The 22,272-nt window shown below is 60.4% G+C and carries 18 protein-coding genes and 1 riboswitch; of the genes, 8 read left to right on the top strand and 10 right to left on the bottom strand.

Annotated elements, in window-relative coordinates:
- Together ACTJJ6_RS09795 and ACTJJ6_RS09790 are read right to left on the bottom strand one after the other, a co-directional pair.
- On the bottom strand, positions 1 to 466 hold a 466-nt coding region (locus ACTJJ6_RS09795), incomplete at its 3' end, for a TetR/AcrR family transcriptional regulator (protein WP_440827400.1).
- Between the two features lie 22 nt (positions 467 to 488).
- Entirely contained in the window at positions 489 to 3,593 is a 3,105-nt protein-coding gene (locus tag ACTJJ6_RS09790) for an efflux RND transporter permease subunit (RefSeq protein ID WP_016927644.1), read from the bottom strand.
- Between the two features lie 179 nt (positions 3,594 to 3,772).
- Between ACTJJ6_RS09790 and ACTJJ6_RS09785 the strand changes: the two genes are divergently transcribed.
- The gene (locus tag ACTJJ6_RS09785) at positions 3,773 to 4,618 is read left to right on the top strand and encodes an inositol monophosphatase family protein (protein ID WP_440802400.1); all 846 of its coding nucleotides are present in this window, start codon (positions 3,773 to 3,775) and stop codon (positions 4,616 to 4,618) included.
- On the opposite strand, the gene ACTJJ6_RS09780 is transcribed toward ACTJJ6_RS09785, so the two are convergent.
- The 5 genes from ACTJJ6_RS09780 to ACTJJ6_RS09760 form a co-directional block, all read right to left on the bottom strand.
- Entirely contained in the window at positions 4,561 to 5,937 is a 1,377-nt protein-coding gene (locus ACTJJ6_RS09780) for a cation diffusion facilitator family transporter (protein WP_049299315.1), read from the bottom strand. The two genes, ACTJJ6_RS09785 and ACTJJ6_RS09780, sit on opposite strands and share 58 nt — an antisense overlap.
- A 26-nt stretch (positions 5,938 to 5,963) precedes the next feature.
- Positions 5,964 to 6,143, bottom strand: coding sequence for a hypothetical protein (locus ACTJJ6_RS09775; protein WP_004938106.1), 180 nt, complete (start codon positions 6,141 to 6,143; stop codon positions 5,964 to 5,966).
- A 107-nt stretch (positions 6,144 to 6,250) separates the two neighbouring features.
- Positions 6,251 to 6,343: a protein MgtS gene (gene mgtS / locus ACTJJ6_RS09770; protein ID WP_004938109.1), complete on the bottom strand. Its 93-nt coding sequence runs from the start codon at positions 6,341 to 6,343 to the stop codon at positions 6,251 to 6,253.
- 129 nt (positions 6,344 to 6,472) lie between these two features.
- Positions 6,473 to 7,495, bottom strand: a complete 1,023-nt coding sequence (locus ACTJJ6_RS09765) for a magnesium transporter (protein WP_049299317.1) — start codon at positions 7,493 to 7,495, stop codon at positions 6,473 to 6,475.
- A 75-nt stretch (positions 7,496 to 7,570) separates the two neighbouring features.
- Positions 7,571 to 7,744, bottom strand: a riboswitch (M-box (ykoK) riboswitch).
- Positions 7,745 to 7,886: 142 nt separating this feature from the next.
- On the bottom strand, positions 7,887 to 9,506 hold the full coding sequence (locus tag ACTJJ6_RS09760) for an ABC transporter substrate-binding protein (protein ID WP_206194735.1): 1,620 nt from the start codon (positions 9,504 to 9,506) through the stop codon (positions 7,887 to 7,889).
- A gap of 411 nt (positions 9,507 to 9,917) precedes the next feature.
- Here ACTJJ6_RS09760 and ACTJJ6_RS09755 point away from each other — a divergent pair, with 411 nt between their 5' ends.
- From ACTJJ6_RS09755 to ACTJJ6_RS09740, 4 genes are all read left to right on the top strand, one after another.
- A complete protein-coding gene (locus ACTJJ6_RS09755; protein WP_004938115.1) occupies positions 9,918 to 10,934 on the top strand; it encodes an iron ABC transporter substrate-binding protein in 1,017 nt (338 codons plus the stop codon).
- 33 nt (positions 10,935 to 10,967) lie between these two features.
- Complete coding sequence (locus ACTJJ6_RS09750; protein WP_031299659.1) at positions 10,968 to 12,551, top strand: ABC transporter permease; 1,584 nt, start codon at positions 10,968 to 10,970, stop codon at positions 12,549 to 12,551.
- The gene (locus ACTJJ6_RS09745; RefSeq protein ID WP_049299323.1) at positions 12,548 to 13,585 is read left to right on the top strand and encodes an ABC transporter ATP-binding protein; all 1,038 of its coding nucleotides are present in this window, start codon (positions 12,548 to 12,550) and stop codon (positions 13,583 to 13,585) included. The genes ACTJJ6_RS09750 and ACTJJ6_RS09745 overlap by 4 nt, the downstream gene beginning before the upstream one ends.
- Before the next feature lie 219 nt (positions 13,586 to 13,804).
- Positions 13,805 to 14,350 (top strand): cysteine hydrolase family protein, encoded by a 546-nt coding sequence (locus tag ACTJJ6_RS09740; protein ID WP_049299325.1) that lies wholly within the window; start codon positions 13,805 to 13,807, stop codon positions 14,348 to 14,350.
- Between the two features lie 45 nt (positions 14,351 to 14,395).
- On the opposite strand, the gene ACTJJ6_RS09735 is transcribed toward ACTJJ6_RS09740, so the two are convergent.
- Positions 14,396 to 15,892, bottom strand: a complete 1,497-nt coding sequence (locus ACTJJ6_RS09735) for an alpha/beta hydrolase (protein WP_049299326.1) — start codon at positions 15,890 to 15,892, stop codon at positions 14,396 to 14,398.
- A 221-nt stretch (positions 15,893 to 16,113) separates the two neighbouring features.
- On the opposite strand from ACTJJ6_RS09735, the gene ACTJJ6_RS09730 reads away from it, so the two are divergent.
- On the top strand, positions 16,114 to 16,362 hold the full coding sequence (locus ACTJJ6_RS09730) for a CsbD family protein (RefSeq protein WP_016927634.1): 249 nt from the start codon (positions 16,114 to 16,116) through the stop codon (positions 16,360 to 16,362).
- 237 nt (positions 16,363 to 16,599) lie between these two features.
- On the top strand, positions 16,600 to 18,705 hold the full coding sequence (fusA, locus tag ACTJJ6_RS09725; RefSeq protein ID WP_016927633.1) for an elongation factor G: 2,106 nt from the start codon (positions 16,600 to 16,602) through the stop codon (positions 18,703 to 18,705).
- A gap of 27 nt (positions 18,706 to 18,732) precedes the next feature.
- On the opposite strand, the gene ACTJJ6_RS09720 is transcribed toward fusA, so the two are convergent.
- Positions 18,733 to 19,701 (bottom strand): DMT family transporter, encoded by a 969-nt coding sequence (locus ACTJJ6_RS09720; RefSeq protein ID WP_079449753.1) that lies wholly within the window; start codon positions 19,699 to 19,701, stop codon positions 18,733 to 18,735.
- Between the two features lie 98 nt (positions 19,702 to 19,799).
- On the bottom strand, positions 19,800 to 20,627 hold the full coding sequence (locus ACTJJ6_RS09715; protein ID WP_164052375.1) for an AraC family transcriptional regulator: 828 nt from the start codon (positions 20,625 to 20,627) through the stop codon (positions 19,800 to 19,802).
- 197 nt (positions 20,628 to 20,824) lie between these two features.
- Between ACTJJ6_RS09715 and ACTJJ6_RS09710 the strand changes: the two genes are divergently transcribed.
- Positions 20,825 to 22,258 carry an NAD-dependent succinate-semialdehyde dehydrogenase gene (locus ACTJJ6_RS09710; protein WP_193842802.1) on the top strand — a complete coding sequence of 478 codons (1,434 nt, stop codon included), beginning with the start codon at positions 20,825 to 20,827 and terminating at the stop codon, positions 22,256 to 22,258.
- Positions 22,259 to 22,272 lie beyond the last annotated feature (14 nt).

Below are 22,272 nucleotides of genomic sequence, written 5' to 3'. Positions count from 1 at the left end.
GCGCATGGACAAATTGGATTTGCCCATGCTGCCGCGCCTGTTCCAATATCCTCACTAACGCCTGAAGCACCCGCCCGGCATTGCGTTCGCGCAACGTGGCGTACAACTCAGGTTTCTGCAATAGTAGTTGCACCAGCAACCGCTGAAAATGCACGTTCTCAACGCTGAAAAAATGCGCCTGAACCACCGAGGCGAAACGTGCCAACACCTGCGGTAAATCCACACTCTCCTGTGCCAGAATGCTGGCAATTGGCGGCTGCATCTTTTCGATAAGATGGTTGAACGTCTCCAACACCAAGGCATCCTTGCTCGGGAAATGGTTATATAAGGTTTGACGGGTGGTTCCCGCCTCGTTGGCTATCTCGTCCAAAGAGATGTCCAAGCCCTGCTGCAAAAACAGAACGCTGGCGGTTTCCAGTATCCGTGGCCTGGCCTTCATCGGCCTTCCCGGTTGACGGTTGATCATATTATCTCCCCTGCCCAGAGGCTCATTTTCGCGCTTTAAGTCGTGCCAACCCTTGTTTAGTCAGAACAAAAAACAGCGGTACGAACAATAATGTCAGCAGTGTGCCAGAAATCATGCCTCCTATCACAGCAATACCGATTTCGCGCCGGCTGGCGGCCCCGGCACCGACAGAAAGCGCCAGCGGGATTACACCAGCGACAAACGCCAATGAAGTCATCACGATGGGCCGCAGACGCAATCGCGCCCCTTCCAATGTCGCCTGCAACAAAGCGGATCCCGTTTTTAGCTGTGTTTCAACAAACTCGACGATCAGGATCGCGTTTTTCGCCGCCAGACCAATCGTCGTCAACATTCCCACCTGGAAGTAAATATCGTTTTCATACCCCGCAAGGCGTGCGGCAACAACGGCTCCGATAATCCCGAGGGGAATGATCAGCATCACAGACAACGGAATAGACCAACTCTCATACAGCGCGGCAAGACAGAGGAAAATGAACAACACCGAAGCTAGATACACCATCAGTGTTTGCCCGGCGGCCAATTGCTCCTGATATGAGAGCCCACTCCACTCAAGGCGGTAGCCGTCTATATCGCCGATGATACTCTGCATACGCGCCATCGCGGTGCCGGAGCTTTCTCCCTCGGCTGCCGTCCCCTGTAACTGCGTGGCCGACAGCCCGTTAAAGCGCTGAAGCATTTGTGGGCCTGAGAGCCAACGCGTAGTCGCGAAGCTGGCAAAGGACGCCATGCTGCCGCTTTCACCACGTACAAACCAACTATCGATATCATCCGGCGCCGAGCGCCAGGCCGCATCCCCCTGCATGTAGACCCGCTTCACGCGGCCGCGATCGATAAAATCGTTAATATAAGCACCTCCCCATGCGGCAGAAAGCGTGTTAGTGATGTCAGCCTGCTGCAGCCCTTGTGCGCTAGCTTTTTGCTGATCGATATCGACCTGCAATTGCGCTTTATCTTCGAGGCCGTTTATGCGCACCGCCGTTAACAACGGATCTTCGGTGGCGGCGGCGATCACCTGCCTCTGAGCAGCTTGCAGCGCGTCATGCCCGACGCCGTTTTGATCTTGTAACCACAATTCAAATCCACTGGACTGCCCCAACCCGCGCACCGCCGGCGGCGACAACACATTGATCTGCGCGTCACGATAGCTTTTGAAATGGCGATTGGCGCGGCTAATAATCGCCTGCGCGTTATTTTCATCACCGCTGCGTAGCGACCAATGTTTCAGTTCGGCAAACGCCATACCGACATTCTGACCACTGCCGGCGTTATTGCGCCCGACAACCATGAAGATTACATTCAGGTTGTCCCGCTCGGCGGTCATGAAATAGTCGGCGATAGCGTCAGCAGTCTGTTGCGTTCTGGCCATCGGGGCACCTGGCGGCAGAGAAAACTGGACCATTACCGAGCCCTGATCCTCAACCGGAAGAAAACCGGTAGGCATACGCAGATATTGCCAGATCATGAAACTAACCAGCAGCAGCGCCAACAGGCAAAAACGCCCCTTGCGCGCCATCACATGGTTCAATCCCAGTCCATAACGCCGCTGCCCGTATTCCACCAGGCGGTTAAAGCCGCGAAAAAAACGGCTGCGCGGCCGGTGCACCGGCGGTTTCAGCAAACCGGCACACAGTGCCGGCGTCAAGGTCAACGCAACTAAAACCGACAGCACCATAGCCGCGACCAGCGTGATGGAAAACTGTCGGTAGATCATCCCGGTTGAACCGCCGAAAAATGCCATTGGAATAAATACCGCCGAAAGTACCAGCGCGATGCCGATCAGAGCGCCATTGATCTCCCGCATCGAAAGCAACGTCGCCTCGCGCGGTGGCAATTGCGCCTCCTCCATCACGCGCTCAACGTTTTCAACCACCACAATCGCGTCATCTACCAACAGGCCGATCGCGAGCACCATGGCGAACAGTGTCAAGGTGTTTACGCTGTAATCCAACAGCGCCAAAACACCGAAGGTGCCGAGCAACACTACGGGTACCGTAATGGCGGGGATCAACGTGGCGCGCCAATTTTGCAAAAACAGATACATCACCACAATCACTAGCGCGATCGCTTCCAACAGCGTTTGTACGACGCCTTCAATGGAAACCAGTACGAACGGCGTGCTGTCTCGTGGATAAGCCACCTGCAACCCCGGTGGAAACTGCGGGGCCCTGCGATTCACTTCGGCCCGTACCCGCTCTGCCACCTCCAGCGCATTGGCGCCGGAAGCCAACTGAATCGAAATACCCGCCGCCGGGTGACCATTGAGGCGCGTTTGGTTTTGATAGTTTTCCGCCCCGATTTCAACACGAGCAACATCGCGCAAATACACCGCCGAACCGTCGGTATTGGTACGCAGAATAATATCCTCAAACTGTTCCGGCGTTTCCAGCCGCGATTGTGCGGTCACGGTCGCGTTCAACGACTGGCCTTCCATCGTAGGCAAGGCTCCGATCTCACCGCTGGTGACCTGGGCATTTTGCGCTTCGATGGCGACCTGCACGTCAGACGGCATCAAACCATAGCCGCTCAGTTTGATCGGATTGAGCCAAATGCGCATAGCATATTGGGCACCAAACACCGTCGTCTCCCCGACGCCATCCACCCGGCTCAGCGGATCTTGCAGCGAACTGACCAGAAAATCATTGATATCAACGCTGTCCATACGGCCTTGCGTGTCGTACAGGGCAACCACCATTAGGCTATCACCCTGCGATTTAGTCACAGTGATGCCTTGCTGCTGCACTTCTTGCGGCAATCGCGACGTTGCTTGATTGACCGCATTTTGCACTTGAACCTGAGCAATGTCCGGATCGGTTTGTTGTTCGAAGCTAAGGCTGATGCGAGCCTGGCCCGCCGAACTGCTGGTTGATGAGAAATACAACAGGCCATCGATGCCTTTAATTTGTTGTTCGATAATCTGAGTCACGCTGTCCTCTACCGTTTTGGCCGAAGCACCGGGGTAATTGGCTGTCACCGTGACACCAGGTGGCGCGATGTCGGGATATTGCTCAATCGGCAATGTCCAGAGCGCCAGAGCACCCGCAGCCATAATGCAGATGGCCAGCACGGCCGCAAACACCGGTCGAAAGATGAAAAAATGCGCTAGCATGCCTGACCCCTCTGATTATCTTGCTGACGGATGCTTTGATGGTACGTTTAACAATTAAATTTACTTTACAGTAAAGTAAATAAATCAAATCAAGCCTGAAATCAAGCAGGAATAGACACCGTATTGTCATCTGACTATGGCACCCTGCACACTAAACTTTGTTTGGAATACTGCCTGCCATGACTTCACTTTCCCCACGGGACATCGAGGCGCGCTACCGCTTTGCACGCGAGATCGCCCGCGCCGCCGCCGATCTCGCCTTCAGCTTTTATCAACGGCGGCAAAGTCTGGCCGTCGAGTTTAAACAGGGCCTGCAGGACGTGGTCAGCGAAGCCGACCGCCGCGTCAAAGCGCTGATCCGCCGCATGATCAATCGCCGGTTTCCCCAGGACGGTTTTCTCGGCGAGGAAAGCGGCGGCACCGACGATAACGCCTCCTGCGTATGGGTCGTCGATCCGATCGACGGCACCGCCTGCTTCCTGAACGGGCTGCATACCTGGTGTATCGCGATAAGCGTGGTGATCGACGGTGAGCCGACGATCGGCGTGGTCTACGATCCCAACCACCGCGAGATGTTCCGCGTCTGTCGCGGCCAAGGCGCTTTCCTGAACGGGGAACCGATCGCCGTGCATGCCGGGCGCAGCGTCGCGGATGGCGTGATGGGCGTCGGGATTTCACCGCGCGCTTCGGCGGCGGAATTCAGCGGCTTTCTCTGTCGCCTGCTGCAGACGGGAGGGATGTTTGTGCGCAGCGGCTCCGGCGCGTTGATGACCGCCCAGGTGGCCGCCGGACGGCTGCTGGGCTATTACGAACCGCACATGAACGCCTGGGACAGCCTGCCTGGGCTGGTGCTGACGCGCGAAGCCGGCGGCGTGACGAATGACTTTATGCACCACAACGGGCTGCGACGCGGCAACCCGCTGCTGCTGGCCAACGCGGCGCTCTATCCGCAGTTGGCCGAGCTGATTCAGACGCCGGGCTTGATCGGCTCGACGTGCCCTATCGCGCGTGAGATGGCCGGATAAAGCGCGCGCAGCCGCCGCTCGACCCGATCGACCGCATCGTGCGCGGCGGCGATGGTTACCGCCGGCGACACCCGGCAGTGGAAGTTGACGATGATGCCGCCGTCGGTTCTGCGCGCCCGGATGTTGTGCACGTCTTGCACCTTATCCCCCTGCTCCAGCGCCGACTGCAAAATCAGCCGGATATCGGCCAGCTCGGCGGCGGAAACATCCTCGCTGGCCAGCCAGTGCGGCGTCTGCGGCTCCAGATGGGTCTCTATCTCGGTGTCCTCGCCGATCGCCTGACGCAGGATCCCTTCTATCTCCGTGGCGATATCATGCGCCTGCGCCACGCTGGCGTTGGCCGGCACCGCCAGATCCATGCCGATCGCCATGCGCGTCGGCAACTGCTGCAAGGTGACGTTCTGCACCTGCGCGCCGTGATTGGCGGCGATCGCCCGAATGCGCGTCGCCATGTCTTCGTCGCTGCGGGTCTGCGGCACCGCGATGACGGTAAACTCCGCCTTGGCATACTGCTCCCGCAGTCGTTCGACGATTTCTCGCTTGAGCGCATCGATGCGCTCCAGCGGCAAGGTGCGGCACACCGCCACCGTGATCTCGACAAACAGTACGGCGCCGGCGTTGCGAATACGCACGCTGTCGCAGGCCAGCACCGCCGGGAAGCTGTCCAGCGTGGCGCGAATCGCCTCGGTGGCTCCGGCCGGCGCGGCATCCATCAGCGAGTCGAAGGAGCGTTTACCCAGTTTGATTGCCGCGACAAAGATAAAACCGGCGACGATCAGCGCGGCGATGGCGTCCGCACGGCCAAAGCCCAGCAGCACAAACACCATGCCCAGCAGCACCACGCCGGACGAAAGCATGTCGGAGAAGAAATGCAGCGCATCCGCCTCCAGCGCCGCGCTGTCGGTCGCCCTGGCGACGCGGTTGAGCGCCCGCACGCGGAAAAAATCGACGCAGATGGAAATCAGCAGCACCGCGATCACCACCGGCGCCGCGACGATCTCATGCGGCTGCCCAAGCAGGCTGCTGCCCGCCTCGTAGACGATCCAACCGGCGGCACCGAGCAACAGCAACACCTCGAACAGCGCCGCCAGGTTTTCCACCTTGCCGTGGCCGAAGTGGTGATCGTCATCGGCGGGTTTATCGCTGATGCGCACCGCCAGCCAGGTGATGCTGGTGGCGATAAAATCGGTGAAAGAGTGGATCCCTTCGGATATCAGGCCAATACTGCCGGTAAAAATGCCGGCGACGAATTTGCCCGTGGCCAGCAACCCGCTGGCGATCATCGAGTTTCTGGCCACGGCCTGTTTTTCATTTTGCATGATGCAGCTCACATTCGGACGGTGATTTATTTTTTTACTTTAGAGGATAATTGCCAGACAAAGGCGATCAGCAGCATACTGCCAGAGAAAGTCAGCATGAGGCTAGTAAGAAAATTGGATTTTCCGGTGGAATAAAAATAAATCTCATTCACCCCCACCGAAATCATTAAAATGGCGTAGAGCAATCCCAGAATAAGAATCGTCATTATTATCAACTCCCGTTTTAGGCTGCGCGTTCAGCGCGCCGCTAAATCCTCCCCATAATAAATAGCGATAACGGGGAGGATGCATCTAGGCGGATCTTTAGCGTTCATTAATCATCCCATTTGGTGCTCATATAGGCCGCCAACAGGCCCAGCGAGCTGATCATTGCCAGGAATCCCATAAAAATAGTCATGTTTCCCATTATTTTGTCCTCAGGTTAAATGTTATCGATAAAATCCCCTTGCGTTAAATATCGGGGTTGGTCGGCGTCCATGGTTTTTAACGTCCTCCTCAGGTTTGTCACATTTCCGCCCTTTACGGGCGGAGCGGTTTAAATACCCAAAACGTGTTGGGCGATTTTGAAATAAATAATCAGGCCGGTGCCATCGATAAAGGTGGCGATAAACGGCGCCGACACCACGGCAGGATCGATGCCGAGACGTTTCAGCAGCATCGGGATGATCGACGAAACAATGGCGCTCCACACGGTGATCGCCACCAGCGACAGGCTGACCACCAGCGTCACCTCCATGCCGACGCCCATGATCCAGGCGCGCACCCAGGCCGCCAGACCGATGGTGACGGCGATCAGCAGCGAGGTCGTGACCTCCTTGCGGATCACCGCGCCCAGGTTGCGCAGGCTGACCTCGCCCAGCGCCATGGCGCGCACCAGCGTCGAGGTGATCTGGGTGCCGCTGTTGCCGCCGGTGCCGATCAGCAACGGGATGAAGAACGCCAGCGCAATCGCCGCTTCGAGCTGATCTTCAAACGCTTTCAGCACGTTGCCGGTGTAGGCTTCAGCGACGAACAACATCAGCAGCCACACCGAGCGTTTGCGCCACAGCGCCCACGGGCTGGTCTCCAGATAAGGCTTGTCCAGCGGCAGGCTCGCGCCCTGGCGTTGTGCATCCTCGGTGTTTTCATCCTCGACCAGCCGGGCGATCTCACGCTCGCCCAGCACGCCGACCAGCGTGTTATTGGCCACCACCGGCACCACGTCCAGCCCCCCTTTGCCCAGCAGATGCGCCACGTCGTTACGGTCATCGTCGGGTGAAACCTGGAAATAGCTGTAATCCATCATTACGCCGACGGCTTTATCCTGTTCTTCGCACTGCAACAGTTTTTTCACCGACAGTGTGCCGCGCAGATGATAATCGTCCGCGGTAATAAATACCCGGCTGGGAATTTCGTCCGTTTTGAGCTGTGAAAGTAAATATTCCCGGGCATGATTGACCGTCATCGTTGCGGGAACGGTAATAAAATCGGCGTTCATATAACCGGCGACCGAAGTCTCGTCGAGAGTTTCAGTCGCGTTCAGCGCCGGAGAAGAAGAGTATTGATGTGACTTGATCATTTTGTCAGTCCCTATTTCTGTTGTGAACTTCAACAGCGAATCGCATAGGGGCGTAACCACAGAGGGAGTGCAGACTGCCTATCTCCGCGTCCAGGTTTTAGCACTATACAACGTATCCGAGTTGTTGCTCGGAAGTTACTTTGGGCTGAACCTTAATCCGATAAAGCCTGTCTTAACCTTGGGCATCTCTCGATGTCGTCAGATCAGTAACCTGTGTTTGTATAGGAGCCTCGCCAAACGAGATACTGCATATAAACTACCGGCGCAGTATAGGCGTTGTTTTATCCGGCGGGAAGAAAAGATTGCCCGTCGTTTATGGAGTATTTAGGATAATGTTAATTAAACGGCCATTTATAAAAACGGCTGATATAAATCAGCCGTTTTTTATTTTTCAGTGTTCGAGAATGTAGACGTTTTTATCGTATAAGGCGCCCTGACGAGTAAAGTCGATCCCCTTCACGTAAGGTTTGATGAGCGTGGCGTTGGCTTCGTAGTACACCGGCGCGACCGGCGTATCGACGGCCAGCACCGCCTCGGCCTGCTGGAAATATTGCTGCACCTGCTGCGGTGTCGGCGCCGCCGTCGCCTGATGCAGAATGCGATCGTACTCCGGATTGCGGTATTTGGGGCTGTTCTCGCTGCTGTCGGAACGGAACACGTTCAGGAAAGTAGACGGATCGTTGTAATCCGCCAACCAGCGGGTAAAGGCCACGCCGTACTGCCCGCGGTTGATATTGTCCAGCGTGACTTTGCGCTCCTGGCTTTGCAAGGTGGCCTCTGCGCCGAGGTTCTTTTTCCACATGGCGGCGGCGGCGATGACGATCTTCTTAATGGTGGCGTCATTGCTGTACAGCACGGTAAAGCGCAGCGGATGCTCGGCGTTGAAACCGGCCTGCGCCAGCAGTTGCTTCGCCTGGGCGTGGCGTTGTTCCGGCGTCAAACCGGCCGCGGCGCCGGGCTGCAGGCTATAACCGCCCGCCCCGGTTGGGGTAAAGGTCCAGGCCGGCTGCTGGCCGTATCCCAACACTTTGCCGGCGATAATCTCTTTGTCCAGCGCCAGGTTCAGCGCCTGGCGCACCCGCACGTCGTTAAACGGCGCCTGGCGGTTGTTGAAGGCGAAATAGCTGGTGGAGAGCAGCGGATAGGTCACCAGCTGTTGCTCGCCGAGCGTTTTTTTCAGCTGCTGATACAGCTCCGGCGGCGTGGTATACCCCAATTCAACCTCACCGGCGCGAAAACGCGCCACTTCAGGGAAGCCCTGGATCGGCAAGAAGATGACCTTGTTGAGCACGGTATTGGCGTTATCCCAATACTGCGGGTTACGTTCCACCACCACCTTTTCGTTCACCACCCACTGGCTGAGGCGGAACGCCCCGTTGCCGACAAAGTGCGCCGGCTGCGTCCAGTTTTTGCCGTACTGCTCCACCACCTTGCGGTTAACCGGCAAAACCGGGAAATGCACCAGTTGCTTGAGCAGATAGGAATTAGGCTCCGACAGCGTCACCTGCAGAGTGTGCGCATCCAGCGCCTTGACGCCCAGCTCGCTCGGCGGTTTGCTGCCGGCGTTGATCGCCGCCGCATTCAGCACGTAGGCCGAAGCCAGATAGCTGCCGTACGGCGAGGCGGTTTTCGGATCGGTGAGGCGCCGCCAGCTGTATACAAAATCGTCGGCGGTCACCGGATCGCCGTTCGACCATTTGGCCTGCGGCCGCAGATGGAAAGTCCAGACGTTGCCCTGATGCTCCCACGTCTGCGCCAGTGCCGGGATCACTTCACCGTCTTTTCCGACGCGCAGCAAGCCTTCGAACAGATCGTTGAAGATGTAGAACTCCACATTGCTTTCGGCCAGGTTTGGATCCAGCGTCGCCGGTTCATACCCGTTGGCGCGCACCAGTTCTTGCACCGCCGCCAGTTTAACGCCTGCCGGCACCTCGGCGGCTTGGGCAGCCGTAGCGTTAAAAGCCAGGAGGATTAAACCAGCCAGTTTCTTGCCATTAAATGAATATTTCACGTCGATATCCCTGATTAGTGTTTTATCGCGTTTAATATGCAATGAGGCAGTGGAATAAATTAAATCATTAATCGCTATGAGTCATAACCAAAAGCGGTGTTGAATTTCTTTCATTATCAAAGAAGTACTGGCGACAGAACGATGAAAAACACGAGGATAAACGCGGAGACCGGCATTGCCGTCAGGAACGCCGTGAACCGGCGGTGACATAAATTCAGGCAATCAATACAGATTATTCCAGCCGAAGCTTAACTTATCCTTAGGGCAATTCATTTTGTGAGCGATCGTCAAAAATAATTTAATACGAATCGTTTTCACTATCATTATTGATGTTCTTGGCTAAAATCGGCCTGCTTGCGCTCGCCAGGCGATATTCGTTTTCTTCATTCGAACGCTAAAAAGGATAACTGCATGAAGCTGCGTATTTCATCTCTCGGCCCCGTCGCCCTGCTCGCCTCCTCGATGATGCTGGCCTTTGGCGCTCAGGCGGCCTCCGCCGACCAGGGCATCGTTATTTATAACGCCCAGCATGAGAATCTGGTGAAATCCTGGGTCGACGGATTTACCAAAGACACCGGCATCAAGGTGACGCTGCGCAACGGCGGCGACAGCGAACTGGGCAACCAACTGGTACAGGAAGGCAGCGCTTCACCTGCCGACGTGTTTCTGACGGAAAACTCCCCGGCGATGGTGTTGGTGGATAACGCCAAGCTGTTCGCCCCGCTGGACGCCGCCACGCTGGCCCAGGTGGAACCACAATATCGCCCAAGCCACGGCCGCTGGATCGGCATCGCCGCCCGCTCTACCGTGTTTGTTTATAACCCGGCCAAACTGAGCGACGCGCAGCTGCCGAAGTCACTGCTGGATCTGGCCAAGCCGGAATGGAAAGGCCGCTGGGCCGCTTCGCCGTCGGGCGCCGATTTCCAGGCGATCGTCAGCGCGCTGCTGGAGCTGAAAGGCGAGAAAGCCACGCTGGACTGGCTGAAAGCGATGAAAACCAACTTTACCGCCTATAAAGGCAACAGCACGGTGATGAAAGCGGTCAATGCCGGCCAGATCGACAGCGGCGTGATCTATCACTACTACCCGTTCGTGGACGGCGCGAAAACCGGCGAGAACAGCAACAACATCAAGCTGTATTACTTCAAACATCAGGATCCGGGCGCCTTCGTCAGCATCTCCGGCGGCGGCGTGCTGGCTTCCAGCAAGCATCAGCAGCAGGCGCAGGCGTTCATCAAGTGGATCACCGGCAAACAGGGCCAGGAGATCCTGCGCACCAACAACGCCTTCGAATACGCCGTCGGCGTCGGCGCGGCCTCCAACCCGAAACTGGTGCCGCTGAAAGATCTGGACGCGCCGAAGGTAGACGCCGCGCAGTTGAACAGTAAGAAAGTTGTCGAACTGATGACCGAGGCCGGCCTGCTGTAAGGCCCGCTGGCAAACCGAGAGTTTTTGATCGTTATGTCAAACCTGAGTACCCACGCCGCGCAGACCGCGCGGCGTTATTCTGTTGTCCCCCGTCACCCGCGGCCAGGGGCGATCGTGGTGGTCAGCGCCGTGTTGCTGTCGTTGCTGGCGCTGCTGCCGTTGGGATTCGTTATCGGCGTGGCGGTTGAAACCGGCTGGCAAACGGTCAAAGCACTGGTTTTCCGCCCACGCGTGGCGGAGCTGCTGTTGAATACCCTGCTGTTGGTGGTGCTGACGCTGCCGATCTGCGCCGTGCTGGGCGTGGCCCTGGCCTGGTTGACCGAACGCACCACGCTGCCGGGCCGCCGTCTCTGGGCGGTATTGGCGACCGCGCCGCTGGCGGTGCCGGCCTTCGTGCAAAGCTATGCCTGGATCAGCCTGGTGCCGTCGATGCACGGCCTGGGCGCCGGCGTTTTCATCTCGGTGCTCGCTTACTTTCCGTTTATCTACCTGCCGGCCGCCGCCGTGCTGCGCCGCCTGGATCCCGGTATCGAGGACGTCGCCACCTCACTCGGCTCCCGGCCGCCGGCGGTGTTTTTCCGCGTGGTGCTGCCGCAGCTGAAACTGGCGGTCTGGGGCGGCTCGCTGCTGATCGCGCTGCACCTGCTGGCGGAGTATGGCCTGTACGCCATGATCCGTTTCGATACCTTCACCACCGCGATCTTCGATCAGTTCCAGTCGACCTTCAACGGCCCGGCGGCCAACATGCTGGCCGGCGTGTTGGTGCTGTGCTGCCTGGGGCTGCTGTTGCTTGAGGCGATAAGCCGTGGCCGCGCACGCTATGCCCGCGTCGGTTCCGGCAGCGCCCGCAGCCAAACGCCGCGCCGCCTTTCGCCGCCGCTCGCCGCGCTGGCGCTGCTGCTGCCGATCGCGCTGACTGCGCTGGCGTTGGGCGTGCCTTTCATTACCCTGGCCCGCTGGCTGTGGCTGGGCGGCCTCGACGTATGGCGCAACGCCGATCTGTGGCCCGCGCTGTGGCAAACGCTGTCGCTGTCCGCCGCCGGCGCGCTGCTGATCACCCTGTGCGCCATTCCGATGGCCTGGCTGTCGGTACGCTATCCGGCCCGGCTGTATCGGGTGCTGGAAGGCTGCAACTACGTGACCAGCTCGCTGCCCGGCATCGTGGTGGCGCTGGCGCTGGTGACCATCACCATTCACAGCTTCCGGCCGATTTACCAGACCGAAATCACCCTGCTGCTGGCGTATCTGCTGATGTTTATGCCGCGTGCGCTGATCAATCTGCGCGCCGGTATCGCGCAGGCGCCGGTGGAATTGGAAAACGTGGCGCGCAGCCTGGGCAAATCGCCGGCGCAGGCGTTGTGGAGCACCACGCTGCGGCTGGCGGCGCCGGGCGCCGCTGCGGGCGCGGCGCTGGTATTCCTGGCGATCGCCAATGAACTGACCGCCACGCTGCTGCTGGCGCCGAACGGCACCCGCACGCTGGCCACCGGCTTCTGGGCGCTGACCAGCGAGATCGACTACGTCGCCGCCGCGCCTTATGCGCTGATTATGGTGGCGCTGTCGCTGCCGCTCACCTGGCTTCTTTATTCTCAATCTAAACGCACGGCGGGACTATGAGCACGCTCGAACTGCACGGTATCGGAAAATCTTACAACGCCATCAGAGTGCTGGAACACATTGACCTGCAGGTTACCGCCGGCAGCCGCACGGCGATCGTCGGCCCTTCCGGCTCCGGCAAAACCACTCTGCTGCGCATCATCGCCGGCTTTGAAATCCCCGACGGCGGCCAGATCCTGCTGCAGGGGCAAGCCATGGGCAACGGCGGCGGCTGGGTGCCTGCGCATCTGCGCGGCATCGGCTTCGTTCCGCAGGATGGCGCGCTGTTCCCGCACTTTACCGTCGCCGGCAACATCGGTTTTGGCCTCAAGGGCAGCAAACGCGAGAAACAGCATCGCATCGAGGCGTTAATGGAGATGGTGGCGCTGGATCGCCGTCTGGCGGCCCTGTGGCCGCATGAACTGTCCGGCGGGCAGCAGCAGCGGGTCGCGCTGGCGCGCGCTCTGTCGCAGCAACCCCGGCTGATGCTGCTGGACGAGCCGTTCTCGGCGCTGGATACCGGCCTGCGCGCCGCCACCCGAAAAGCGGTGGCCGAACTGCTGACGGAGGCCAAAGTAGCGTCGATCCTGGTCACCCACGATCAGAGCGAGGCGCTGTCGTTCGCCGATCAGGTGGCGGTGATGCGCAATGGCCGGCTGGCGCAGGTGGGCGCGCCGCAGGATCTTTATCTGCGCCCGGTCGATGAACCGACCGCCAGCTTCCTTGGCGAAACGCTGGTGTTGACCGCCGAACTGGCGCACGGCTGGGCCGACTGCGCACTGGGGCGCATCGCCGTCGACGATCGCCAACGCAGCGGCCCGGCGCGCATCATGTTGCGCCCGGAGCAGATTCAAATCGGTTTGTCCGATCCGGCGCAGCGCGGCCAGGCGGTGATCACCAGCATCGATTTCGCCGGCTTCGTCTCCACCCTCAATCTGCAAATGGCCGCCGACGGCGCGCAGCTCGAGATCAAAACCGTCAGCCGCGAAGGCCTGCGGCCCGGGGCGCAGGTCAGTCTCAACGTGATGGGGCAAGCGCATATTTTCACCGGCTGAGAGTGTGGGGAGCGACCCTTGACGTTCCCCTCGCCACCGCGCATTATCAATGGCATGAATCGCATCGCGCACGCCCTCACCACCACCACCGCAACCGCCACGCAATGGCGGGCTGCACGGGTGCGCAACAGCTAACGACGTATCCCCAAGCCCCGCCAGCCATGGCCGGGGTTTTTTATTTCTCCGTGCCCGCCGGCAATTTCATTACGGAGAAGACCTATGCCAACTATCCCCGCACCGCGCAGCGCCCTGCTGGTTATCGACATGCAAGTCGGCCTGTTCGCCTCGCCGGACGATCCGCCGTTCGCCGCCGAAACCCTTCTGGCGAAGACCCATGCGTTGATACGCGCCGCACGCGTGGCGAATGCGCTCGTGGTGTTTATTCGCCACACCGGCCCGGCAGGTTCGCCTATCGCCGTAAACAGTCCGCTGTGGCAAGTTCACCCCGATCTCGACACCGATGCGCAAGCCGACTGGTTCATCGATAAAACCCATCCCAGCTGTTTTTACCGGACTGGCCTGGCGGAGCGGCTTAAGCAAGCCGGCATCGGTCGGTTGGTGATTTCGGGAATGAAAACGCAATACTGCGTAGACACCGCGTGTCGGCGCGGCGCGGAGTTGGGATTTGACCTGGTGTTGGCCGCCGATGCCCATAGCTGTTCGGACACGGCGGCGCTCGGCGCCGACGCCATTATCCGTCACCATAACCAGACCCTGTCGGGGCCGTTCGTGACGCTGGCGCTGGCGGAAGATGTGAAATTCTAAAACACGCGCGACTTGGCTGTCAGGCCGGGCCAACGCCCGGCCTCCTCAGCGGCAAATCTTGTCGCGGCGCGGCTTTTTCGGCGCCAGCAGATAATCCACCACGCTTTCGTCAACGCAGCTGTCGATACCGTTCAGCGCCAGCGTATGCCCGTCGCGTTCGCGGGTGATCAGCGGGCTTTTAAAGGCGGCGGCCATCGCTTGGGCATTGCGGTACGGCGTGGTCGGATCGTAGCGCTGCGCGACGAACAGCAGCGGCGGCAGCGCGGCGGACGCCACCGGGGTGTGCGGCCGATCTTTGCCGCGGTACGGCCACAGATCGCACATTTCCAGCGGATACTCGTGCAACGGCAGGTAGTGAGCGTACAAAGCGGCGGTATTGATCTCCTGCCGCTGCCTGCGCAACTGCTGCGGATCGGCCGTCGGGTTGGCGACGTCGGCGCAGGTGATGACGTTCAGGGCGTCATCGGCGTCCGGCGAATAGCTTTCGTCAATCAGATCGGAAACCTGCTGCCCGGCGATGCCGGCATCGAGTTGACGCAGCACGGTCGCCAGCTCATGCCAGCGTTCCGGCCACAGCAGCAGCGAACGCGTGACCGTCAGCACGTCGTCGGCGGAGATTTCATAGCCCGCGGCGGTAACGAACGGTTGATCGTGCAGCTTGCGCAGTAAGGCATGATAGCGCTGCAGCGCCTGATTAGCGCCGCCGCCCAGCTGGCAGCTGTCGGTTTTGCCGCAGTAGGCGGCGAAGCGCAGGAAGCTTTGCTGGAAGCCCCGCTCCTGGTTCATGCGCTGGGTGAAATCGTCCTCCGCCAGATCCACCACCCCGTCCAGCACCAGCGCGCGCGTTTTCTTCGGAAAACGTTCGGCATACAGCGCCGCCACCTTGGTGCCGTAAGAGTATGCCACCGCCGTCAGCCCCGGTTCACCCAGCGCATGGCGGATCGCGTTCAGATCGTTGACCGCCTCGTCGGTGCCGATGTGTTGCAGCACGTCCGCGCCGGTCTGTTTGATGCAGGCGGCAATCAGGGCGCGCGTCTGATTCTCCGCACCGGCCACGTCGTTGTCGTCCGGTTCAGGGAGTTCGTCACCTTCGGCCACCTGACAGGAGATTTTCGGCGTCGATTGGCCGACGCCGCGCGGATCGTAACCGATGATGTCGTAGGATTTACGCAATCTGGCGACGTGGGCGTCGTTGCCTAAATAGGGGTTGATGCCCGGCAGGCCCGGGCCGCCGCTGATCGTCACCACGCTGCCCTTTTTCGGCCCGGTGGCGGGCAGCAGGGTCAGCGCCAGGCGCACGGTCTGTTCACCCGCCGGCACCGTCTGGGCGGGCGGCGTGGCGTACGCCAGCGGCACCTCGAGATAGCCGCAGCGCAGCCCCGGCGGCGGCGCCTCATCGAACCAGCGCTGAAAGCCGCTGTTGAGACAAGATTGCCAACGAATGCCGTTCCCGGCCGCCGCCCCGTGGAGCGCAGGCTTGGCCTGAGCGGGCAACGCGGCGGCGGTCGCGGCGAGCAGCGCCAGAATACGCAGTACTGACATGGGGAGTCCTTTCAACTCAACGAATCGGTCAAAGGGTAAAGATTCTCGGTTAAACCGCTAGCCAATAGAACATAAAAAAACGCGCGGGTGAAGCCGACGCCGCGCGTATGGAAAGACTTTTCTTTGCTCAGATTGATCTTATAACGCACAGAATGCTGCAAAAAATGCCATTCACCTGCTAGGCTTAGGGTTCGTTAACCCACAAGGAACAGGAGAGCAGCATGTTTGGAAAAGCGGAAGACAAAGCCAATGAAGCCGCAGGCGCGGTACAAGAAGCGTTCGGCAAAGCCGTTGATTCTCCGGAGCATCAGGTGCGCGGCGCGGCGCGCAAATACGCCTCCCAGGCCAGCTATGCCGCCCGAGACGCGGCGGATAGCGTAAGAACCCAGGTGGAAGCCAACCCGCTGGCCGGCGTAGCCGTTGCGGCGGCGGTCGGCATCGTTTTCGGCTTCTTGCTGGGACGCAAATAAGCGGCGAACGCGCCGCTCGACAACAGGCCCGTTACGGGCCTTTTTTTCGCCCTTTCTTCGCCTGCGTGCAAACTTTCATCTATCACAGCCATCGCTTAAAAAAACCAACGCCTTCAACTACGATTAGTTTGTGACCAGAGCGAGGCTCTGCGATCCGGCGGATAACCCTATGAGGATTATCACCATTATCCATGCTGTTTAAGCCGCTCTCCTTCACGCGGCTAAGAAAGGTTGATTATGGCTCGCACCACCCCTATCGAACGTTACCGCAATATCGGCATCTCCGCGCATATCGATGCCGGCAAGACCACCACCACCGAGCGGATTCTGTTTTACACCGGGGTCAGCCACAAGCTGGGTGAAGTGCATGACGGCGCGGCGACCATGGACTGGATGGCGCAGGAACAGGAGCGCGGCATCACCATCACCTCGGCGGCCACCACCTGCTTCTGGAACGGCATGCAGCATAATTATCCGCAGCACCGCATCAATATCATCGACACCCCCGGGCACGTCGATTTCACCATTGAAGTGGAGCGCTCGATGCGCGTGCTGGACGGCGCCGTGATGGTCTATGACTCGGTGGGCGGCGTGCAGCCGCAGTCGGAAACCGTCTGGCGGCAGGCCAACAAGTACAAGGTGCCGCGGCTGGCGTTCGTCAACAAGATGGACCGCATCGGCGCGGACTTTTTCCGCGTACGCAAAATGATGATCGAGCGCCTCAAAGCCAATCCGGTGCCGATCGTTATTCCTATCGGCGCCGAAGACCACTTCAGCGGCGTGGTGGATCTGGTGCGGATGAAAGCCATTCTGTGGGACGAAGCCTCGCAGGGCATGAACTTCAGCTTCGAAGAGATCCCGGCAGAGCTGCGCGACTCGGCGCAGGAGTGGCGTGAAAATATGATTGAGGCCGCCGCCGAAGCCTCGGAAGAACTGATGGAGAAATACCTTAACCAGGTGCCGCTGAGCGAAGAGGAGATCGTTCACGGGCTGCGGGTGCGCACCGTCGCCGGCGAAATTCAGCCGATGCTGTGCGGGTCGGCGTTCCGCAACAAGGGGGTGCAGCGCATGCTGGACGCGGTGATCGAGCTGATGCCCTCGCCGCTCGACGTGCCGCCGATGGAAGGCCACGGCGAACACGATGAAATCATCACCCGCAAAGCCGACGATAATGAAAAATTCTCGGCGCTGGCGTTCAAGCTGATGACCGATCCGTTCGTCGGCCAACTCACCTTCGTGCGCGTCTACTCCGGGGTGCTGGCCAAAGGCAGCAGCGTTTACAACCCGATCAAGGGCAAAAAGGAACGCATCGGCCGCATCGTGCAAATGCATGCCAACGATCGTAAGGACATCGACGAGTTGCACGCCGGCGACATCGCCGCCTGCGTCGGCCTGAAGGACGTCACCACCGGCGATACGCTGTGCGACCCTGGCGCCATCATTACGCTGGAGCGCATGACCTTCCCCGAACCGGTGATCGCCCAGGCGATCGAGCCGAAAACCAAGGGCGATCAGGAGAAAATGGGCATCGCGCTGCAGCGCCTCTCTTCGGAAGATCCGTCGTTCCGCGTGCGCACCGATGAAGAATCCGGCCAAACCATCATCTACGGCATGGGCGAGCTGCATCTGGAGATCATCGTCGATCGCATGCGCCGCGAGTTCGGGGTGGAGACCACCACCGGCAAGCCGCAGGTGTCGTACCGCGAAACCATCCGCAAACGGGTGGCCGACGTGGAAGGCAAGTTCGTGCGCCAGTCCGGCGGTAAAGGGCAATACGGCCACGTGGTGCTGACCGTCGAGCCGAACGAACCCGGCAAAGGCTTCGAGTTCTTCGATGAAATCAAGGGCGGCGTCATTCCCGGCGAGTTTATTCCGGCGGTGAAAAAAGGCGTGGCCGAGGCGCTGAACAACGGCGTGCTGGCCGGTTATCAGGTGGTGGACGTCAAAGTGCACCTGACCTTCGGTTCTTACCATGACGTCGACTCGTCGGAACAGGCGTTCCGCATGGCGGCGATCTTCGGCTTCAAGGACGCCTGCCGTCTGGCGGATCCGGTGATCCTTGAGCCGATCATGTCGGTGGAAGTGGAAACGCCGGAGGATTACGCCGGCAACGTGATGGGCGACCTCTCCTCACGCCGCGGTCTGGTGCAGGGCATGGAAGAGATCCCGGGCGGCGGCGGCAAGGAGATTCGCGCCAAGGTGCCGCTGTCCGAGATGTTCGGTTACTCGACCACCCTGCGTTCGATGTCGCAGGGCCGCGCCACCTACACCATGGAATTCAGTCACTACGCCGAAGCGCCGCGCAACGTGGCCGAAGAGATCATTCACCACAGCAAGCGTTAACCCTCACGCCCGCCGCCACGGCGGGCGTCATCTCGGTTTGTCTTCCAGCGCCACCACCACCGGCTGCGGCTTGATGCGCATGGCGTACACCACGCCGACGATCAGGCAAACGATGCCGGCCAGCGTCAGCAGCGGCGGCCAGGCCTGGCGCAGCAGAAAGGTATAGGCCAACCCCGCCAGAATTTCGAACACGATGAGCGGCCCCACCAACACCGTCGGCAGCCGCTGGCTGGCTTCGTTCCAGCACAGCGCCCCCAGCCAGGAGCAGAACACGCCAATAACCAGCATCAGCGGGATAAACACCTCAGGGCGCGGGCCGAACGGCAAGGCGAACGCCGGTTCGCTCAGCGCCAATTGGCCGCAGACCGCCAGATAGCCCAGCAGCGCCAGCGGCAGCGTCACCAGCCCTTGTGCCGTGGCCCAGGTGGCCGGCCGCTGCGTCGGATTCTCCCGCAGCCAGCGTGAATTGCGCAGCGGGAACCAGGTCCAGCACGCCACCGCCAACACGGCCAGCCCAAGACCGCTGAGATAGCGCCAGCCGTCGATCGGCACCGCATTGCCGCGCAGCTCGGCGACGTTCACGCACGCTAACCCGCAGACGATCAGCAGCAGCGCCGGCGCCAGCTGGCCCCAGGCCAGGCGCCCGTCATGCCGGCCGTAAAACAGATTGGCGCAAATGGCGATCACCACCGGCAAGGTGCCGATGATCATGGTCGACACCGGTGCGCCGGTGCGCTGAATGGCGCTGGCCAGGCACAGGTAGTACAGCAGATTGCCGATGGCCGTCAGCTTGAGTGCTTCCAGCCAATCCTGACGCCGCAGCTTGCGCAGACGGCGACGATCAAACCACGCCAGCGGCAAGGTAATCAGCCCAAAGGCCAGATAGCGCCCGGTGGACTGCAGCGCGGCGGGATAGTCCGGCACCAGCAGCGGGCCGACGAAAATCAGTCCCCACATCAGCCCGGCGGCCAGGGCAAAAACAACGCCAATGAACATAACGACTCCGACAAACGGCCGGCGCGGCCAACCCGCCCGACAAGACAGCGGCAGAGTAGCGAAAACGCGGGGAGGAATTATTGTAGCAGGTTGCTGTTTTAGCCCAATTTCACCTGTTTCTGGAAACGCACTGGCGTGACACCGTAACGATTGGCGAAGGCGCGCGTCAGGTGCGCCTGATCGGTCAACCCCGCCGCCGCCGCCACCTGTGCGGCGGGCATGCCGCGCTCCAGCATACGTTTGGCCTGCGACAGCCGGATCGCCATCAGCATCTGCTGCGGCGAGACGTGGTATTCGGCCTTGAACTTGCGCAGAAAATGGTACGGGCTGAGCGACACCAGCTCGGCCAGTTGGTTAAGGGTCACGGCCTCGGCGAAGTTATCGCGCAGATAGCTTTTCACCACCTCGAAACGGTGCGCCGCCTCGGCTTTTTCCCGCTGCCCGGTGCGGATGTGCGGGTGCAACAGCTCGACGGCCTCCAGCAGCAGGCCATCGAGCGTGAGCCGATCGTCGGTTTGCCACAGCGTGGCGAGAATGGCGGACAGGCGCTGCGCCGCCCGCGGATCGTGGCGCACCGCCTCGGTAAACCACTGGCTCCGATCGCCGGACAGCTGCTCCAGCGCCTCGGGCGCGAGATAGAGCATGCGGTAACACCAACCGCCCGGCGTTTCGGCTTCGCCGGTATGCAGCTCATCAGGATTCATCAGTACCAGCGCGCCCGGCGCCGCCAGGTGCTGCGCCCCGCGATAGCGAAAACGCTCCGCCCCGGCATCCACGGTGCCGATGGCGAAGGCGTCATGGGTATGCGGCTCGAAGGCATAGCGTTCGATATGCGCCTGATAGAGTTCGACGCCGGGCAGATGCGACAAATGCCGGAACTGCGCGCAATCCTTTTCGAACGGAAACTGTTGTGGTACCCCTTGCACCCGACCTCCTCATCCGTGCTGACAATCTGCTCAGCATAGCCAAAACATCGCCGATTGAGTAGCCGCTCTGGTCCTTTCGTGCCCCTCGCCTGGACGATCGCCGCCATTCGGCGTAGGGTTAAGATCCCTGTCCCATTCAGGCGCGCCGCATCGCGAAACTCAGCGGCCCCTGACCACTCCGCAAACAAGAGGCAACAATGTATCCGGATACTCAACTGTATATCGATGGACAATGGCGCAATGCGCTGGCCGGGAAAACCCTGCCTGTCACCAACCCCGCCAGCGACGAGGTAATCGGTCAGGTGGCGCACGCCGTCACAGAGGATCTCGATCTGGCGTTGGCCGCCACCGCGCGCGGGTTTAACGTCTGGCGCGACACCGCCGCGCACCAGCGCGCCAACCTGATGCGCAAAGCCGCTGCGCTGCTGCGCGAACGCGCCGACGCCATCGCCGCCATCATGACGCAGGAACAGGGTAAGCCGGTGGCGCAGGCCAAAATCGAGATTCTCAACGCCGCCGACGTTATCGACTGGTTCGCCGGCGAAGCCACCCGTACCTACGGGCAGATTATTCCGTCCCGCGCTCGCGACGTGCAGCAGCAAACCCTGAAACTGCCGGTCGGCCCGGTAGCCGCCTTCACGCCGTGGAACTTCCCGATTAACCAGATCGTGCGCAAGCTGTCCGCCGCGCTGGCGGCGGGCTGTTCCATCATCGTCAAAGGCCCGGAAGAAACCCCGGCCTCCCCGGCAGAGCTGATCAAAGCCTTCGCCGACGCCGGTATCCCAGCCGGGGTGATCGCGCTGGTGTACGGCACCCCGGCGGAAATCTCGGAATACCTGATCCCGCATCCGACCATTCGCAAGATCTCCTTCACCGGCTCCACCCGCGTGGGCAAACATCTGGCGGCGCTGGCCGGCCAGCATATGAAAAAGGCCACCATGGAGCTGGGTGGCCACGCGCCGGTGCTGATCTTTGACGACGCCGATCTCGACGCGGCAGCCAAAGAGCTGGCGCAGTCGAAGTTCCGCAACGCCGGCCAGGTCTGTATCGCCCCGACCCGCTTCCTGATCCAGCAAGGCGTTTATGAAGCCTTCGTGGAGAAATTCACCGCCGCCGTGCGTGAGCTCAAGCTCGGCAACGGGCTGGAAGACGGCGTGACGATGGGGCCGATGGTGCTGAGCCGCAGCGTCGACAATATCGAAGCGCTGGTGCAGGACGCCATCGCCCACGGGGCGAAGGCCAGCACCGGCGGCAAACGCGTGGCAGGCAAAGGCAACTTCTTCGAGCCGACGGTGCTGCGCGACGTGCCGCTGAGCGCACGCGCCATGTCGGAAGAGCCGTTTGGCCCGGTCGCCCTGCTGCGCCCGTTCGCCACCTACGACGAGGCGATCGCCGAAGCCAACCGCCTGCCGTACGGGCTGGCCGCCTACGCCTACAGCCGTAACATCGCCACCGTCAATGCGCTGGGGCGCGACGTGGAGAGCGGCATGCTGAGCATCAACCACATCGGTTTCGGCCTGCCGGAAACGCCATTTGGCGGCGTGAAAGACTCCGGTCACGGCACCGAAGGCGGCAGCGAAGCGATCGAATCCTATCTGGAAACCCGCTTCGTCACCGTCGCCGGCCGTTAATCGCGTGTCTGATG

This window comes from Serratia sp. 22278 (assembly GCF_052045405.1).
Lineage (GTDB): Bacteria > Pseudomonadota > Gammaproteobacteria > Enterobacterales > Enterobacteriaceae > Serratia > Serratia marcescens.
Note: the sequence above shows the minus strand (reverse complement) of the source record. Positions and strands in the feature narration are given on the sequence as shown.

Bases quoted from the DNA above. Each gene is read 5' to 3' on its own strand.
- mgtS (WP_004938109.1), bottom strand. From the start codon at position 6,343: ATGGGAAACATGACTATTTTTATGGGATTCCTGGCAATGATCAGCTCG.
- ACTJJ6_RS09790 (WP_016927644.1), bottom strand. From the start codon at position 3,593: ATGCTAGCGCATTTTTTCATCTTTCGACCGGTGTTTGCGGCCGTGCTG.
- ACTJJ6_RS09710 (WP_193842802.1), top strand. From the start codon at position 20,825: ATGTATCCGGATACTCAACTGTATATCGATGGACAATGGCGCAATGCG.
- ACTJJ6_RS09745 (WP_049299323.1), top strand. From the start codon at position 12,548: ATGAGCACGCTCGAACTGCACGGTATCGGAAAATCTTACAACGCCATC.
- ACTJJ6_RS09755 (WP_004938115.1), top strand. From the start codon at position 9,918: ATGAAGCTGCGTATTTCATCTCTCGGCCCCGTCGCCCTGCTCGCCTCC.
- ACTJJ6_RS09780 (WP_049299315.1), bottom strand. From the start codon at position 5,937: ATGCAAAATGAAAAACAGGCCGTGGCCAGAAACTCGATGATCGCCAGC.
- ACTJJ6_RS09735 (WP_049299326.1), bottom strand. From the start codon at position 15,892: ATGTCAGTACTGCGTATTCTGGCGCTGCTCGCCGCGACCGCCGCCGCG.
- ACTJJ6_RS09775 (WP_004938106.1), bottom strand. From the start codon at position 6,143: ATGACGATTCTTATTCTGGGATTGCTCTACGCCATTTTAATGATTTCG.
- ACTJJ6_RS09785 (WP_440802400.1), top strand. From the start codon at position 3,773: ATGACTTCACTTTCCCCACGGGACATCGAGGCGCGCTACCGCTTTGCA.
- fusA (WP_016927633.1), top strand. From the start codon at position 16,600: ATGGCTCGCACCACCCCTATCGAACGTTACCGCAATATCGGCATCTCC.
- ACTJJ6_RS09750 (WP_031299659.1), top strand. From the start codon at position 10,968: ATGTCAAACCTGAGTACCCACGCCGCGCAGACCGCGCGGCGTTATTCT.
- ACTJJ6_RS09730 (WP_016927634.1), top strand. From the start codon at position 16,114: ATGTTTGGAAAAGCGGAAGACAAAGCCAATGAAGCCGCAGGCGCGGTA.
- ACTJJ6_RS09765 (WP_049299317.1), bottom strand. From the start codon at position 7,495: ATGATCAAGTCACATCAATACTCTTCTTCTCCGGCGCTGAACGCGACT.
- ACTJJ6_RS09720 (WP_079449753.1), bottom strand. From the start codon at position 19,701: ATGTTCATTGGCGTTGTTTTTGCCCTGGCCGCCGGGCTGATGTGGGGA.
- ACTJJ6_RS09740 (WP_049299325.1), top strand. From the start codon at position 13,805: ATGCCAACTATCCCCGCACCGCGCAGCGCCCTGCTGGTTATCGACATG.